Consider the following 17,671-nt stretch of genomic DNA (forward strand, 5'->3'; position numbering starts at 1 on the left):
TTATTTCACCTTAATTTTAATCGCTTTTTGTTTTAAAAGCCTTGGTAATGGAAAATGAATTTCTTCTTTAATCCCCTCGAATTCCTCAACTACAACATTATTATTGCAAACCTCGGATATCTTAGTGATTATATCCTGAACCAAATATTCAGGAGCTGAAGCTCCTGCACTTACACCACACACCTGCTTATTTTCAAACCAAGATTCTTCAATATCCAAAGGATTATCAACTAGATAAGAATCCATTCCTACCAAAGTTGCAAGCTCTTTAAGCCTATTTGAATTAGAGCTATTTTTAGAACCTACTACAACTAATACATCTATCTCTTTAAGCATAGATTTTATTGCAGTTTGACGATTTTGTGTTGCATAACAAATATCTTCTTTTTTAGGTCCTTTTATACTAGGGTATCTGTCTTTCAAAGCTTGTATTATACTCTGTGTTTCATCAACAGAAAGTGTTGTCTGTGTTGCATAGTAAAGATTATCTGGATCATTAATTTTTAGTTTAGCGACATCTGCTTCATTTTCAACTAAATATATAGCACCTTTTTTACTACGATATTGACCCATTGTTCCTTGAACTTCAGGATGCCCCTTATGCCCCACAAGAACACACTCTGCATCATTATTACTAGCTAATCTAACACCTCGATGAACTTTTGTAACCAAAGGACATGTTGCATCATAAAGAACAAGATTTTTTTTTGCAGCAGCTTCCTCAACTTTTAAAGAGACTCCATGAGCACTAAACACACACACAGAATCATCTGGAACTTCATCAACATCTTTGACAAAGATAACCCCTTTCTTTTTAAGTGAATCTACAACTACTTTATTATGTACAACTTCATGGCGCACATATACAGGAGATTTTTCAACTTCTAAAACTTTTTCAACTGTTTCAACAGCTCTACTAACACCAGCGCAAAAGCCACGTGGATTAGCTAGTAATATTTTCATCTAACTTGCCCTCTTCATCAGCGATATCTAATATCTTAGCTTCAAAAACTATTATTTGACCTGATAGTGGATGATTAAAATCAACAGTAACATCATCCTTAGCTATCTCTGTGACTAGCCCAGGAAGCTTAGAACCATCTTTTTGACTAAAAGATACGATCAGACCTTCTTCAAGCTCCATATCTTTAGGAAATCTATATTTTGGAACAGAATAAATACTTGCAGGATGTTTCTCACCAAAAGCCTCTTCTGGCATTAAAACAACTCTTTTACTGTCACCAACAACAGCCCCTACAAGCTCATTTTCAACCTTATCTGTAAAACAACCTTGACCCATCTGAAATATAAAAGGTCTATTGTAATTCTCAGTATCCTCAGCAATTGAGCCATCTTTAAGTCTAAACTTAAAATGCATTTTCACAAAACTATCTGGTGCAACTTTCATACTATTTCTATTGTTAACATTTTGCTTTTCAAGATACCATATTTAAGATTTTTATTCATCTAATCTTTATACAAAACACTTTTTGATGAGGGTACAAAAGTCACAAATATTCTACACAAACATTATTAAATTATAGTAGAATAACTTTCATAGAGAATCTCTTTAGATACATAAAATATGAAGAAGCTATTATATATTATTCTTTTTGTAGCATTTGCAACTTTTATCACTGGCTGCGACACCATGGGTACAAAAGACAATAAACCCCTATCTTTCCCAACACTAAAATACTGTAGCCCTGAAATGCTAAAAAGTGATAAATCGTTCATATGTATACAACGTCAACAAGGTGCTGATTTAATAGAGACTAATATTAAGTTTGAAAGTGATAGCTTCACCTTAAATGATCAAGCAAAAGCTGTGTTAAATAAGCTATACGCTTATCTGAAACTTACTGGTACTACTAGGTTCACAATTAAAGGCTATGCAGGAAAGATTGATTCTGACCTTATTACTGACAAAAACCTACTAACTGAAAGTAATATCCGCCTATCAAAAAATAGAGCTGTAAGTGTTAGGGAGTATTTAGTTAAAAAAGGCCTAGGAACAGATGATGGCATTGAACCTAGCGATGGCATCAAGATCGAGGCATTAGGATATCAAGACCCTATAGCCCCTAATGACTCTAGCGCTAATAGAGCAATTAACCAAAGGGTAGAAATATCTATTGAGAGTAAGTTAGTTGAACAAATTGATAATATCGAGCATAACTTAAAGCATTTACGCACAGCAGATTACACTAAATTTTTCTCAAATGTATATCTTCTCAATGGAGACCAACTAAAAGACACTGCTGAAATATATGATTCTCGCCAAAAAAGACCTGTTTTAGGGCCTAATTTCACAATATTTGCCAATAAACAATACACTGCAAAAGATGATAATAGCAACTTTATTATCGTATCAAAACCAAAGCCTATATCTAGCTTTAATGATGACCAAAAAGTTTATAGATTAGGTACTGCAATGTATAAGTTCACTTTTAAAGGAGTCACTGCCTTACTAACTAAAAATCTGAGTCGTGAAGCTAGTGTTGGAGATTATGTAATTCCTAATGATATTGTTTCTGAGAAGCTTCCTGAAGAAACCTTCAAAGTTAACGATAAAATTATTGCCAATGTAATGGAAGATGTTATAAATACAAATACATTCTCATCATCTTATAACAGCATTGTTTTAAATAAAGGCTCTTCTGATGGATTGAAACTTGGAACAGAAATGATATTGTATGAACCAGCCACTAGGACTGATGGTTTCCCTGTACCTCCTAGGTATATTGGCTATGGATTTATTTATAGACAATCTCAACATTACTCTATTATGCTAGTAGTAAACTCTTTACAAGAGATAACTGGCGATGCAATGGCAACAACGACTTTATAATGCAAGATAGTTCTAAAAGCCTAGTTATATTATCATATACACCATACTTTGGGTCTAGTAGATTTCTAAAAGCTTTATCTCAAAACATTGATTTTGTAGACATAATTAATTCCCCATCCAAATATTCAAAAACTCTATCTTTACGCCAGGAAACTATAGACTTTCTAAATAACAAAAAATATAAAACATATCTAGATAAAGTTAAAAAATGGCTAATTAACCCCAAAAATCAGTTATTAACATTTCTAGATGGCAACTATCCAAAAAATTTAAAACAAATATCGAACCCTCCTATAACTTTATACTGTAGTGGAAATATAGAACTTCTAAAAGAATCTCAACTTGCTATAGTTGGGGCAAGAAATAATACTATATATGGCAAAAATGCCACAAGTAAAATATGTAGCGAGCTAAAAGGATCAGAACTATCAATAGTAAGTGGCCTTGCTTATGGTATTGATACATTAGCCCATAAGTTTGCAATCGAAAATGATCTCAACACAATAGCAGTTGTTGGCACAGGAGTTGATATCATATACCCAAGCTCAAATAAAAACCTCTATGAAAAATTACTAAATACAGAAAACTTAATAATTTCCGAGCTACCATTAGGTACAGCTCCCTTACGTCACCATTTTCCTCAAAGAAATCGTATAATTAGCGGTTTAGCAAAAGGTGTTGTAATTGTTGAGGCAGCTAAAAAAAGTGGCTCACTGATTACTGCCCAACTTGCTTTAGAACAAAATAAAGAAGTTTTTGCTATACCTGGTAGTATTTTTAGTCAAACAAGTGAAGGGACTAATGAGTTAATCAAACAAGGCGCAAAACTAGTTTGTAATATAAATGATATTCTCGAAGAAATTAATATACACTCTATAATTACACAAAAAGACGACTCATACTTATTAAAAAATAACGATCACAAAGACCTCAGCACTATTGAGAAAACTATATTAGATAGTATTGATACTGAATTAACAACTCTAGACAAAATTATAACAAGATCCAACCTACCATATAACCAAGTAGTATCTACTCTACTAGAATTAGAATTAGAGTCATTAATTGAATCAGTCGCTGGAGGGTATATAAATATTCAATAATAATTTTTACAAAATGTTATTTCTATGGTCTTATTATTAACCTATAGGCACTCAAGTATCATCACACTCATAAGATGCTTTTAAAAAGAATTATTCATACCTTTTTGGTAAGCCACTCTTTCATATATTCTTTGACTAATACTTACTTAACTGTTTTACTAACTATACTCCAAAGTAAGGATTACTACTATGAATAACCAAGATTTAAGCCCTTTTGAATTTAAAGAAGAACTCATAAAGCTTGCCGAGAGTAAAACAGATAGATTAATGCTAAACGCAGGTAGAGGAAACCCTAATTTTTTAGCAACATCACCAAGACATGCATTCTTACGTCTTGGAGATTTTGCTATTAAAGAATCTGAACGCTCATATTCTTATCTTGATGAACTTTTTGGAGGATTACCTGAGAAAAAAGGAATTCTAGAGAGGTTCGATCAATACTCTTTAATTAACAAAAATGAAAGTGGTATTAACTTTCTAAAAGCTACTCTATCTTTTGCCAATGATCACTTAGGAGTTAATAAAGAAAATCTATTATATGAAATGGTTGGTGCTTTTTTAGGATGTAATTATCCTTACCCTCCTAGAATGCTACCTATCATGGAAAATATTGTTATGCATTATTTACGTGATGAATTATATCAAGCTACCGACACACCTCTAGAATTTGATATCTTCGCAACAGAGGGTGGAACTGCAGCAATGACATATATATTTCAATCTTTAAAGATAAATGGTTTACTCAGACAAAATGATAAAGTTGCCATGATCACTCCAATTTTTTCACCATATCTTGAGATACCTCAACTACCAGAATATAATAATGAAATAGTTCATATTCATGCTAATGAAAAAAATGACTGGCAAGTCTCAGATGAAGAGTTCAAGAAGTTAATAGATCCATCTATCAAAATCTTATGCTTGGTTAATCCCAGCAATCCTCCATCTGTAAAAATGAATAATTTAACGTTAAATAGTTTAGCTAAAATTATAAAAAGTAATAGACCAGAACTTATGATTATCACAGATGATGTTTATGCTACATTCTCTGATAATTTTGAATCAATATTTTCTAAATGCCCCTACAATACTCTCTGTGTATATTCTTTTTCAAAATATTTTGGAGCCACAGGATGGCGTATTGGAACTATTGCATTACACAAAAATAATATTTTTGACTCTTTAATTAATAACCTAAATAATCAAAAGCTTAAAGAACTCGATAAGCATTATGGATCATTAACACCTACTCCTAGAGAATTAAAGTTTATTGATAGATTAGTTGCTGATAGCCGCTCAGTTGCTCTAAACCATACAGCTGGAATTTCTCTACCACAGCAATTACAAATGACTCTATTTGCTCTTTCTAGTCTGCTAGATAACCAAGATATTTATCGTAAAGAAGCAAAAAATCTTATTCGCAGACGTTACAATATTCTATATAGGTCGATATCACCACAGTTACAAAAGAATTATGATGAAAATAATGTCGGCTACTATACATTACTAGATTTAGAAGAGCTTTCAAAAGAAATATATAATGAAGATTTTTCTATATGGCTAATGCAAAATCATAATGGGCCAGAAACTTTAAAAACCTTAGCAAAAGAAACAGGCATTGTTTTACTTCCTGGTAAAGGGTTTGATGTTAAACACCCTTCCGCTAGAGTCTCATTAGCAAATTTAAGAGAGTACGACTATCAACAAATTGGTATCAATATCAGACAACAGCTAGATAATCTATATATAAAATATACTAAACAATAAAACAAAATATTATTTTAACCTCATAAATACTATTTTTGCACTACATTTAAAAACTAAAGAGAGAGAAAATAATGGATAACAATATAATAGGTAAACATAAGCTTGATCTTGATACTCCGTGCTTGGTTATAGATAAGGTAAAACTAATAGATAATATCAAGAAAATGCAAGAATTTGCTAAAGCGAAAGGCAAGCAAGTAAGGCCACACGCTAAAACCCATAAATGCCCAAACATCTGTAAATTACAATTAGATTATGAAAGTATCGGAATTTCAATAGCTAAACCTACTGAAGCATTAGAGCTTGCAAAGGCAGGTATAAAAGGTTTATTAATTACATCTCCGATTGTTACAGACAAAAAACTTAAAACTCTCACAAAAATCCTTCAACTATCTCCAAAAACTATCATTGTTACAGACTCTTTAGAAAATATCCAACAGCTAGATACATTAGGAGAACAACTTCAACAACAAATCAATATACTTATTGATATTGATGCAGGTATTAGTCGTACTGGTGTAGATTTTAATACTGCTTTAGAACTTGCAGTAATTGCTAATGAGAAAGAACATTTACAAATGATGGGGATTCAATGCTATGCTGGACATCTACAACATATCAAAGATATGCAACAGCGTATTAATGCTACAGAACAGCTTTTAAATCGTGCAACCGAACTAAAAGCACAAATAGAACAAGTTACAGGCTTATCTAATCTAATACAATCAGGATCTGGAACTGGTACATTTGAAATTGACTGTAATATAGAAGGTGTAACTGAAATACAGCCAGGCTCGTATACAGTTATGGATAAAGAATACTACGACATAGATAAAACAATAACTTTTAGAGCAGCTATGACATTACTGACCACTGTCATAAGTGCAAACACTAAAACCCATGTAACTGTAGATGCAGGAACTAAGGCAATATATAAAGAAACTACTTTACCACAAATTATAAGTCATCCAAATTTAAAATATGATTGGGATGGTTTTGGAGATGAGCATGGTAAAGTCACAGGAAATAATTTACCATGTGTAGGTGAGATTATAGAAATTATAGTACCTCACTGTGATCCAACTATTAACCTTTATGATAAATTTTATGTAACTGAGAATGATATAGTCACTGATATATGGGATATAGTTCTACGTGGTAGAATACAATAAATAAACTAAAGTTAGATAGACTTTTCTTATACTAATCACTAAAATATAGCCTTTAGTATTTTATCAGCATCAAAATGTTACACAAAATAGAGACTTTTTTTGACCTAAAAGCAAATAATACCTCAATAAAAAAAGAGTTCTTCGCAGGTCTTGCTACCTTTCTGGCAATCTCATACATCATAGTAGTCAACCCCAAGATTTTAGAATCCACAGGCATGCCTAGCAATGCCTTAGTTACTAGTACTATAGTACTGTCTGCACTTGGTAGTATAATGATGGGACTCTTTACTCGCAATCCATTTGTAATTGCACCAGGAATGGGAATGAACATTTTCTTCGCATATACTGCAGTATCTGTTTATCACTTACCATGGCAAACTGCACTAGGTGCTACATTCTGGTCTGGGATTATATTTAGCTTACTTGTCATTTTAAATATCCGTACTAAAATTATGCTTAGTTTACCAAAATCAATCAAGCAATCTCTCGGTGCTGGCATAGGACTTTTTATAGCTTATATTGGCTTTGTAAATAGCCACTTTATAACATCTCATGAAGGTCTATTAACTCTAAATACTATTAACCCACATATTGTATTATTTTTAGTATGTCTAATTTTACTAATAATTCTGTTTATAAAAAAAATTCCAGCATCAATTATTATAGTGATTGTTATTGGGTATATTTTATCATTCCCTATTTCTTATATTAGCCATGAAAAAATAGTATCTCTCCCTAATCATATTATAAGCTTACCTGACTTTTCATTAATTGGGCAAATTGACTTTACTAATGGCTTAAAGTTCGCAATTTTGCCAACAATTTTTACTTTTTGTTTTCTAAGCCTATTTGATGGAACTGGAGCCATATCAAGTCACTATAGTAGCATGAGAAAAAAATGTTCACCAACAGATAAAGAGCTTAAGAGAACTTTTCTTGTTGATGCTGCTAGTGCAACTATCTCAGGAGTATTAGGCTCGAGTCCATCAACCGTTGTAGTTGAATCTGGTGTAGGTATTGCTCAAGGAGCTCGCTCTGGTCTTACTGCAATATTTGCTGGATTAATGTTTTTACCATTTTTATTTTTATCTCCTTTAATAAGCTCAATCCCTATAGAAGTAATATCTCCAGCACTTGTGCTAATTGGAATAATGATGATGCAACAAGTCTCAAAAGTAAATTGGTATGATTTTGTTCAAGCCACACCTGCTTTTTTCACTATCATCATGATGACCTTATCTTCATCAATTTCAACTGGAATTGCCACAGGAATCATAGTTTGGTTTTTAGTGTCAATCTTCTGCAATAGAAATGAGCTAAATTTTACTGCTGGAGTTATAACTGTCTTTTGTTTCATGATGTTTCTTCATGCTGTTAATTTATTTTAAATAAATAATTAACAAAAAGTACATAATTCCTAAAACCATATAATTTAATATTTACTAATATTTTTTTCTCTATCATAATGTTGTTATAGCTGTAATGAAATAATTTTTTCGTTGAGCTGTATAATATAATTTGCACTGAAATTGAAGGAGAAAGAGATGAATTTAAAAAGAACATTAACAGTTACATTAGTTACCGGGGCTTGTGCTCTACTATTAGCATCATGTGGACCTAATAAAAAAGAGCAAGCTTTAGCTAATCTACAACAACAACAGCAAGAGCTAAATCAAACAGCAAAAAACCAAAAATTACAAGCAGATAACTTAATCACAGATGCTAGTAATCTTGAAAAAGAATCAAAGGAAAGTAGTTCAAAAGCAAAATACGAAAAAGATCAAGCAAAAGTACTCAATGCAAAAGCTGATCAAAACCTTTCAAAGGCTGCTAGTTTAGACTCACAAATTGCAGCAGCTAAAGCAGAGGTGAATGCTCAGTCTTAATTAATGGTTTCATCCCCACTTTTCTTGATATTCTTTTTTATTCCAACCAGTTCTAGCATAATCTCCATCAACAACTAAAGGTCGCTTGAACAATAAAGCATCTGTGATTAACAGCTTTAAAGCTTCTTCTTCAGATAAGCTACCAAACTTTTCTTTTAAACCCATTTCTGAAAAAAGTTTACCATTAGAGTTAAATAAATCAATAACCTCAAAATTACCAATTTGCTTTATTTTTTGCATCTCTTGCCAAGTAGGTTTTTCTTTTCTTAAGTTAACATACTCTACCTTCTTGCCTTTTTCTTCAAAAAATTTAAGAGCATTTCTAACGCTTGTGCAGTTATTTATACCAAATACTTTTATCATTATATTTCCTTATAGGTTGAATCTAAACCTACTAAATAAACAAGAAATCATCAACACCATCAAGCATTATTTCAACAGAAAATGCAGTCAAAAATAAGCATGCTATTTTAATTATCATTTTCATAATCTAATATCCCTTTATTACTTCTAAGACACTAAATTATTCTCATAAGCTTTTAGTATAAAGTCAAGTTTTTTCAGCAAGTTTAAAATTCTAAAAAAAGAATCCTTTGATTCCATCAAACATCATTTCAACAGCTAATGCAGTTAGAAATAGTCCCATTATTTTAGCAATAATATCCATAACATTATGACCTAGAATATCTAAGATTCTTGGCAGCTCTCTAAAAAACATCCATAACATTAAAGTAACTAACAACACACAACCTGATGCAACAATCTTAGTTTCTGATGTTGTAAAGTAAACATGAACATCAGAGATTGTTGCCACTAATGAGCCAGGACCGGCAATTAAAGGAATTGCAATTGGTACAATTGCTAATTTTTTAGTATCTTGCTGGGCTTTTGAACTTGGCATTGGAGGAATAACACCAATAACTCTTAAACCGAAGAAAAGTACAATTATGCCTCCGCCAAATCTAAACGCATCAATATTTATACCAAAAGCATTTAAAACGCTAATACCAATCCAGGTTACAATAATCAGCGTTATCAATACAGCAACTGCAACAGTAAAAGCAAAAGTATTTTGCTCTTTTTTACTTAACGAATCTACTGCATCTAAATATATCCCTGAAATAGAAAAAGGATTAATTATGGCTAAGAGTGTTACTATAAATTTTAAAATTATTGTTAGATGTACACCTAAAATTATCATTTAATTTCTCATTTTTACTAAATTAGTACAAATGGTATTTATCTATAATCTAAATGTAAACCCTACTCGTAATATATTTGATTATTTCTATATGTATCTAAAATGATATCCAACTCTTTTTTAGTTAATTTGTGCGATAGTATTGGCAGATTGTCTAACTCAAAAAATTCAACCTTATCAACCTCAAAATTAGGATTATTCTCACCTCCAACAATCTCAGCTAAAAAAACTAAACTATAAACATTATAAATTTCACTTTGAGTATAATTATTTCTATCCATTAATGCCAAAAACTTAGTTACCTCAATATCATACCCAGTTTCTTCCTTTACTTCTTTAACGCATGTTTCAACCGGTGAAAGATCAATGTCGCACCATCCGCCAGGGATTGTCCATTCACCTGGAGTATCTACATCTTGAGCCATTAAAAGCTTATTGTCTTTAAATATAACTACTCGAACTCCGGGTTGTGGTGTTGGATAATGGGTTCCCAAGTAAATATCATACGGTTGAACATCTGACTTTATATATTCATGGAGCATTTTAGTACTTAACTCAAGTAGCTCATGATAATTATCTAGTGCATATTCACACTTTGAATAAACAACTCCAGTATGTGCTATTGCTTGAACCTTTTTTATAAACTCGAAGATTTTATCTTTATTCACTATTTTATCTTTTTCCAAAATCAAATAAGATAAAATATATCATATAAGGAGGTTAAGATTAATCTCTAAGTATATAGGAAGGAGTATATTAAAAAATTAAATTAGTCTATGAGTACTTATTTGCAATTTGCGCTATTGAATAAGCTGCTTGCTCAGAACCAGGTTCTTTTTGCAAAACTTCACTTATAACTGCTAGTTTATCGATCATTTCTTTATTATTTAAAAGTCTATTAACAGCCTTATCAAGATAAAATACACTCTCTGAATAGCGAGGGACATATATTCCTAAACCTAACTGTTGAACTCTGGATGCAACATTAAAACCATCCCAAGCAAAAGGAATAACGATAGAAGGTTTACCAAAATATAGAACTTCATTAAAAGTATTATTTCCTCCATGAAAGATAACTACATCTGCCTGTTTGATTATATCTGGTTGAAAAGTAAAAGGCACCAGCTGAATATTATCTGATAAGTCTCTATATTCAGAAATAAACTCATTCCCAACACTTGCAATAACCCTATAGCTTTTGTTTTTTAAACTTTGAAGCTGTCGGTTAGTAAACTCAAAGTCAGCATGCCCCATAGAGCCGTATGATAGGTAAATTAGAGGATAATTCTGATACTTAACATCAAAAAAGATATTGTTACTGTTACTTTCGCTTGGTGAAACTCTCACACTAGCATTTAAATAAACAAATTTTTGAGACAATGGTTCTTTTCTTTGATAAGCTATGCTTTTAGGTGTTAGTAACAAGTTTAAATAAGGAGATGGGTTTAGCAGCCTGCCCAAAGGCAACTCTTCGACACCATTTCGTTTAAGAAACATATTATATTTTTGGTGTACTTCTTTAATACTTTCATGGAAAGCTAATTCAAAACTCTTCCACTCCCCTGCTTCATGTGTTGAAAAATCAGATAAATGAGGAGGTATTTCATCATCTTGAATTTCTGTTTCAAAGCATGAAACTATTCTTACCCATGGTTTAGAACTCTTTACAACAGCTGGGTAAGTAACAACATCATCAACACATAACACATCATAGTCTATTGTTTTTAGTACATGTTCAATATTTGAATTTGCTGCTAAAGAGGACTCAACTATCAAACTATAGTAAGGTAATATATACCCTTTTATTTGATCAATAGACTTTTTTCTCCAGTATTTAACACCTGAATTAACCAATTGATCCCATGCTTGCTTTGCAGATTCTGAAGGGTTAGTTCTTATAGTAACGCATTCAAACTTATACTCTTCTATTATCTGAGAATACGATGAATCTACCAGAAATAAACACGAATGACCCATCTGTCTTAGCTGTTGAGCTATAGCAATGCAATTATATAGCTGGCCAATAGCATCTGCGTAAAACACTATTTTCATCTACACTTCCTTAGCTTAGATAACTATTTATGCTTATCATCAATAACTAAATCATCATTTTTATACTTAGGCTTCTTTAAAACTATAGCTACCAACATACCTATTACAGATACTGCCAAAATAACAAAAAATATTTTTATAATAAGAAATACTATATCTTGCATAAATTAAACCTTTCATTTTAGATTTTTTGGAAGAATATTTTGAGATTATTTGTAACTTTTAATTACTGAGGCTTACAAGCTTTCATATCATCTTTTGTCACAGCTTTATCAATACATGATTTTGCTTGCTGCATTTTATCTAATTTTTGTTGCATTTTTGTGATTCTATTTTGCATTCTTTCACTCATCTTTGCTTTTCTTGCTTCAAACTTCTGTTGTTGCTGGTTATTTTGCTGAGCATTATCGTTAGCATTGCTAGAATCCGCAAAAATTATAAAAGGTGCTAGTAATATAGTTGCTAATAATATTTTCTTCATTTTTATATCCCCTTGGTTATGAATCTAATATCAATCATATCACAGAAAATCTGCAAATTTACTTCTTAATTTCGGCTATTTTTGCTTTCCATAGTTTAGGACCCTGTTGATGTGCTGACACACCAAGTGAGTCAACAGCGACTGTTACTGGCATATCCTCAACTTCAAACTCATAAATAGCTTCCATACCAAGATCCGCAAACGCAACAACTTCAGCCTTTTTGATAGACTTAGATATTAGATAAGCTGCTCCACCAACACCCATAAGATATACAGCTTTATTCTTTTTGATAGAGTCTATAGTCGCTTGACCTCTTTCAGATTTACCTATCATTCCAGCTATCCCAGCTTTCTCTAGCATGAAAGGAGTAAACTTATCCATACGCGTAGCCGTAGTTGGTCCAGCAGGTCCTACAACCTCATCGCCAACAGGGTCAACAGGACCTACATAATAGATAAATCTATCTTTTAAGCTTACAGGGAAGTCTTCTCCGGCTTCATACATATCTTGTAAACGCTTATGAGCTGCATCACGACCAGTTAGGATCTTACCACTTATTAAAACATTATCTCCTGATCTTAAAGATTCAATCTCTTCCTTAGTAACAGTATCAAGATTTATTCTTTTAACATCATCATTTTGATCTTGCTCGATTACAGGCCAATCCTCTAATTTAGGAGCAGCTAAATCTACAGCACCGGAGCCGTCTAATGTAAAGTGTACGTGACGTGTAGCAGCACAGTTTGGAATAAGTGCTACAGGCTTACATGCTGCATGCGTAGGATATTCATTTACTTTAACATCTAAAACAGTTGTTAAACCACCAAGGCCTTGTGCGCCGATACCCAGAGCATTAACACGATTATAGATATCTAGTCTTAATTGTTCAGTTTCATTTTGAGGACCATTTTTTATGATATCTTGCATATTGATTTCTTCGCCAAGAGACTCTTTTGCTAAAAGCATAGCTTTCTCAGCAGTACCACCAACACCTATACCTATAATTCCTGGAGGACACCAACCAGCGCCCATAGTTGGCAACATTTCTTCAACCCAATCAACAATACTATCACTAGGGTTTAGTACTTTAAATTTTGACTTAAACTCTGATCCGCCACCTTTTGCAGCAATATCTATATCAATTTTATCACCATGGACTAAATCAATATGTACAATAGCTGGAGTATTGTCTTTAGTATTTTTTCTAGCTCCATGAGGTGGGAAAACCATAGATGCTCTAAGTGGGTTGTGCTCATCTGCATAACCTCTACGAACTCCCTCATTAACAAGCTCTGTGATTGTCCTATCTGTTTTATCAAGTTTTGCATCCATACCGACTTTCACAAATGCACAAACCATTCCTGTATCTTGGCAAATTGGTCGTTTACCAGTCGCTGACATTCTTGAATTTATAAGGATCTGAGCCATTGCATCTTTTGCTGGCTTTGACTCTTCACGCTGATACGCCTCATACATCGCATCAACAAAATCTTTTGGATGATAATAAGAAATATACTGCAGAGCTTCTGCAACGCTATTTATTAGGTCTTCTGTTTTAATAACCGCCATTTTAGAAATCCTCTCATTGGAAAAATATTAAAATTCAAAGGATATTATAACAGTAATAAGGTAATTTTTAAGCTTGATTATCCTTTGATTTCATAAAAGATCTAATTAAAGAGATTGTATTATAACCTATAACCACAACTAATAACCAATGCAATCCATCTGCTGATAGCATTGTAACAATATTGACTCCAATAAATACTCCAATGATTCCGAAACAACCAACTATCAAAGCTTTTTTAAGAGGTATAGTATTATTCATTAAAAATGCAAATGTAGTAACAGGTTGCTGAATAGCTCCCGCTGTTGTCATAATTGGAAACGCAACTTTTGGTGACATCCCAAGTAAGAATAATATAGCCTCAACTAGAGCAAATAACCCAACACCGAAACAAACTAAAAATCCTGCAAAAAACATCCCTATAAAGCCAACAATAAGTTTAATACCTGATAGCTTCATCAGATCGCCACCTACAGGTAAAATATTAAACAAATTACCAAGTAATAAAAGAATAACCCCAACAAATGCAAATATCATGATAAGTCTAACTGCTGTAGCATTAATTTTTGAAGCAAATACGCCTCCGATAAAACCACCCAATGTAGCCCCAAGCACAAGAACTATTAAAGTAACAAGATCAACATGCAACACCCCTAAAAAGAAAATCGCCTCAATGGCACCAGGTATAATCTGAGCACCATTTACAAATCCAGGAAGCTCAATATCTTTTGCTAACTTAAAAGTCTTTGCAACAGCTATATTAACAGCAAAACTCCCTACACCTATAGTATCAGCAATAAAAGAAATTACACCAGTACAAGCTAAAGCTATTTTTTGAGATAGCTTTTGTACAGGATACTGATCATGATCTTTAAAAAGTTTATACAGCATATAAACCATACACAAAGCAGATAATGTTATAACTAAAAAAATAACAGTAAAATACATGTTCACTACAACCTAAAAAATAATTAAGGCAAATATTAAGCTTTTTTAGAAAATTAGACAACAAAAATTAATAAATAATATTCAATAGAACAACATAAATAAAACTACTTAAGCAGAAAAATATAAAAGCTAAAATTACCGCATTTATAATATAATCTTTTGTCGATAACTTACCTTTCTTAATACTAAATCTATATAAAGATCTAGCTATTAATAAGGTAAATAATAATGCTATAACTATTGCTACTACACTTGCTAAAACCATTTCTTACACATCCACATAATTAACTCTTTTATTAAACCATTTATCTACTAGTTTTTTTGCAACACTAGGATTATTATGGACAACTATCTCTGCTAATTGAGCAACTTTTTCATAGTTATCATAATATTCATTTATATCAAAAGTTTTAAATGTTGAAACTCCAGATTGCTCTTTGCCCAATATATCGCCAGCGCCACGAATCTCCAAATCTTTTTCAGCCAAGTAAAAACCATCTTGAGACTCTCTAACTAGTGATAATCTTTTTTTACCAACCTCACTAATTCTATCACCGTATAAAAGTATACAAAAGCTCTCTTTTGCTCCTCTACCGACTCGTCCTCTTAGCTGATGAAGTTGAGATATTCCTAGCCTCTCTGCATTATCGATTATCATAATACTGGCATTTGGCACATCAACACCAACCTCTATAACTGTTGTTGCCACAAGCACATCATATTCTGCTAATTTAAAAGCATTCATTTCCTGAATCTTTTCTTTAGATTTCATACTCCCATATACAAGACCTACTCTATCCTGACCTAGAAAATCTGATAATTCTTTATGCAAACTTTTGACATCCTGTAAAAAATCAAGATCTTCAGATTCTTCAACAAGTGGGCAAACCCAATAAATTTGCTCTCCTCTAGATACTGCATCTCTAAGCTTTGTAATTAAACTTTCTTTTTTTGCACGATTTAACACTGTTGTCACAATCGGCTTACGATTAGGAGGTAGCTCATCAAGTATAGATAATTTGAGATTACCATATAGTGTCATGGCTAATGTCCTAGGAATCGGAGTCGCAGAAATTATAAGCTGGTGAGGGGCTAAGTTATTCCCATTAGATGAAGCTTTATTTATTAGAGCTAAACGTTGTTCCACACCAAATCTATGTTGCTCATCAACTACAACCAGACCTAGGTTACAATATTCTACCCTATCCTGAAAAATCGCATGCGTACCAACAACCACACAGTCTTTAAGAGTTTTTATCTTTTCAAGGCTTTCTCTAGTTTGTTTTGCTGTCAATTTACCTAGCAAAGGTACAACCTCAATATCAAAATTAGAAAAATAATTTGATAAAAAACTAAAATGCTGTTCAGCTAAAATCTCTGTTGGTGCCATTATTGCTGCTTGATACCCTGATTTTACAGTTGCATATAGCGCCATAGCAGCCACAATAGTCTTTCCAGCCCCAACATCTCCTTGAAGAAGTCTTATCATGGTAGTTTTTTGACCAATATCAGTCATAATCTCATCAATTGCTCGAGATTGTGCATTTGTAAGACTATAAGGAAACTTTTCAAGAAAGCTCTGCTTATCATTTAAACTTAAAGAAAGTTTTGCAGACATTGGTTTGGTCATATCTTTTTTAATACTTTCTTCAGCTAACTTATAAGCTAACATCTCCTCAAATTTAATTGATGATCTAGCCTTGAATAGATATTTATCATCAATCGAGTTTGTCAATGCATGAACATAATAAAGAGCATCTACAAAGCTCATCAAACCAAACTGCCTTAAATATTCTTGGGGCAGTATATTTATAACCTTCTTCTCATATAAGATTTTAGATATCACCTTTGCTATAAGCTTATCTGAAACCTTTTTAATTCTATAAACTGCAGATAATTTTTGTTCTAATGAACTATTACCATTATTAACCACTGCCCACTCTGGATGTACCATCTGCGGGTTCAAAGATAACTCTACCTTACCGTAACATCTAATATATTGAGCCTTTTCTAACATTGTTATCTGGTTAGGATAAAACTTAAAAAGCACAATCGTACAAATACCAGTTTCATCACTTACCGTAAAGCGTAAAAACTTCTTACCAAACTTTTTATAACTTATATTATTAACTCTACCCTCTATTAAGGATTTTTTATCACTTACCAAATCTCTTATTGGAGTTATATAGCGTGTATCTTTGTACTCCTTTGGAAAAATAGTCAGTAAATCTTCTGGAGTATGTAAATTATATTTAGCTAATGCCTTTATAGTTGCCTCACCAACTCCGGTAAAATCAACAAATCTCATAAGCTATAATTTAAAAATAAAAGGTTATAAAATTTTATCACTTTAAAAATTAAATAGATAATCCAATTGCTAATATCAATATTTATTGATAAATTTAAACCCAGCGTATATTAAGAAAATTATATTAAGAATAATGAAAAAACTATTACCTTTAATATTTATTTCAGCAGGTATTGTAGGATTATCATCATGTGGCCAAACAGGCGATTTATATTTACCTAAAGAAAAAATACCTCTATCTTCAAAATCTAAAACCACATCAAACTCAAAAACTAACAATAAGCAAAATAACGCTGACGATCAAAATAGTACATCTGCTCAAAGTGCTCAAAGT

At 32.2% G+C, this 17,671-nt stretch carries 19 protein-coding genes; 7 read left to right on the forward strand and 12 right to left on the reverse strand.

Annotated elements, in window-relative coordinates:
* Complete coding sequence (ispH, locus tag F3D62_RS02850) at positions 1–963, reverse strand: 4-hydroxy-3-methylbut-2-enyl diphosphate reductase (protein WP_150466743.1); 963 nt, start codon at positions 961–963, stop codon at positions 1–3.
* Positions 944–1,408, reverse strand: a complete 465-nt coding sequence (fkpB, locus tag F3D62_RS02855) for an FKBP-type peptidyl-prolyl cis-trans isomerase (protein ID WP_150466744.1) — start codon at positions 1,406–1,408, stop codon at positions 944–946. Before fkpB ends, ispH begins: the two co-directional genes overlap by 20 nt.
* A gap of 177 nt (positions 1,409–1,585) precedes the next feature.
* On the opposite strand from fkpB, the gene F3D62_RS02860 reads away from it, so the two are divergent.
* The 6 genes from F3D62_RS02860 to F3D62_RS02885 all read left to right on the forward strand — a co-directional run bounded on the left by F3D62_RS02860 (position 1,586) and on the right by F3D62_RS02885 (position 8,779).
* On the forward strand, positions 1,586–2,851 hold the full coding sequence (locus tag F3D62_RS02860; RefSeq protein WP_150466745.1) for an OmpA family protein: 1,266 nt from the start codon (positions 1,586–1,588) through the stop codon (positions 2,849–2,851).
* Positions 2,851–3,954 carry a DNA-processing protein DprA gene (gene dprA, locus F3D62_RS02865; protein WP_150466746.1) on the forward strand — a complete coding sequence of 368 codons (1,104 nt, stop codon included), beginning with the start codon at positions 2,851–2,853 and terminating at the stop codon, positions 3,952–3,954. Before F3D62_RS02860 ends, dprA begins: the two co-directional genes overlap by 1 nt.
* A 189-nt stretch (positions 3,955–4,143) precedes the next feature.
* Entirely contained in the window at positions 4,144–5,721 is a 1,578-nt protein-coding gene (locus F3D62_RS02870) for a bifunctional aspartate transaminase/aspartate 4-decarboxylase (RefSeq protein WP_150466747.1), read from the forward strand.
* A 71-nt stretch (positions 5,722–5,792) separates the two neighbouring features.
* Entirely contained in the window at positions 5,793–6,893 is a 1,101-nt protein-coding gene (locus F3D62_RS02875; protein WP_191092517.1) for a DSD1 family PLP-dependent enzyme, read from the forward strand.
* Between the two features lie 74 nt (positions 6,894–6,967).
* Positions 6,968–8,281: an NCS2 family permease gene (locus tag F3D62_RS02880; protein WP_150466748.1), complete on the forward strand. Its 1,314-nt coding sequence runs from the start codon at positions 6,968–6,970 to the stop codon at positions 8,279–8,281.
* A gap of 156 nt (positions 8,282–8,437) precedes the next feature.
* On the forward strand, positions 8,438–8,779 hold the full coding sequence (locus tag F3D62_RS02885; RefSeq protein WP_150466749.1) for a hypothetical protein: 342 nt from the start codon (positions 8,438–8,440) through the stop codon (positions 8,777–8,779).
* A gap of 9 nt (positions 8,780–8,788) precedes the next feature.
* Here the strand turns inward: F3D62_RS02885 and F3D62_RS02890 are convergent, their stop codons facing one another.
* The 10 genes from F3D62_RS02890 to F3D62_RS02930 form a co-directional block, all read right to left on the reverse strand.
* Positions 8,789–9,142, reverse strand: a complete 354-nt coding sequence (locus F3D62_RS02890; RefSeq protein WP_150466750.1) for an arsenate reductase family protein — start codon at positions 9,140–9,142, stop codon at positions 8,789–8,791.
* 214 nt (positions 9,143–9,356) lie between these two features.
* On the reverse strand, positions 9,357–9,980 hold the full coding sequence (locus F3D62_RS02895) for a MarC family protein (protein WP_224732624.1): 624 nt from the start codon (positions 9,978–9,980) through the stop codon (positions 9,357–9,359).
* 62 nt (positions 9,981–10,042) lie between these two features.
* A complete protein-coding gene (locus tag F3D62_RS02900; RefSeq protein WP_150466751.1) occupies positions 10,043–10,648 on the reverse strand; it encodes an NUDIX hydrolase in 606 nt (201 codons plus the stop codon).
* 106 nt (positions 10,649–10,754) lie between these two features.
* Positions 10,755–12,032 (reverse strand): glycosyltransferase, encoded by a 1,278-nt coding sequence (locus F3D62_RS02905; protein ID WP_150466752.1) that lies wholly within the window; start codon positions 12,030–12,032, stop codon positions 10,755–10,757.
* 23 nt (positions 12,033–12,055) lie between these two features.
* Positions 12,056–12,196, reverse strand: coding sequence for a hypothetical protein (locus F3D62_RS12705; RefSeq protein ID WP_191092518.1), 141 nt, complete (start codon positions 12,194–12,196; stop codon positions 12,056–12,058).
* Between the two features lie 62 nt (positions 12,197–12,258).
* On the reverse strand, positions 12,259–12,513 hold the full coding sequence (locus tag F3D62_RS02910) for a hypothetical protein (RefSeq protein WP_150466753.1): 255 nt from the start codon (positions 12,511–12,513) through the stop codon (positions 12,259–12,261).
* A gap of 58 nt (positions 12,514–12,571) precedes the next feature.
* Entirely contained in the window at positions 12,572–14,083 is a 1,512-nt protein-coding gene (locus F3D62_RS02915) for a fumarate hydratase (RefSeq protein ID WP_150466754.1), read from the reverse strand.
* A 67-nt stretch (positions 14,084–14,150) separates the two neighbouring features.
* Positions 14,151–15,029, reverse strand: a complete 879-nt coding sequence (locus tag F3D62_RS02920) for a sulfite exporter TauE/SafE family protein (protein WP_224732625.1) — start codon at positions 15,027–15,029, stop codon at positions 14,151–14,153.
* A gap of 67 nt (positions 15,030–15,096) precedes the next feature.
* Positions 15,097–15,294 carry a hypothetical protein gene (locus tag F3D62_RS02925; RefSeq protein ID WP_150466755.1) on the reverse strand — a complete coding sequence of 66 codons (198 nt, stop codon included), beginning with the start codon at positions 15,292–15,294 and terminating at the stop codon, positions 15,097–15,099.
* A gap of 3 nt (positions 15,295–15,297) precedes the next feature.
* A complete protein-coding gene (locus F3D62_RS02930) occupies positions 15,298–17,337 on the reverse strand; it encodes an ATP-dependent DNA helicase RecG (RefSeq protein ID WP_150466756.1) in 2,040 nt (679 codons plus the stop codon).
* A 133-nt stretch (positions 17,338–17,470) separates the two neighbouring features.
* Here F3D62_RS02930 and lptM point away from each other — a divergent pair.
* Positions 17,471–17,671, forward strand: a 201-nt coding sequence (gene lptM / locus F3D62_RS02935; protein WP_150466896.1) for an LPS translocon maturation chaperone LptM, incomplete at its 3' end; no start/stop codon positions are given.

It is taken from the genome of Francisella sp. SYW-9 (assembly GCF_008711465.1).
GTDB lineage: Bacteria > Pseudomonadota > Gammaproteobacteria > Francisellales > Francisellaceae > Francisella.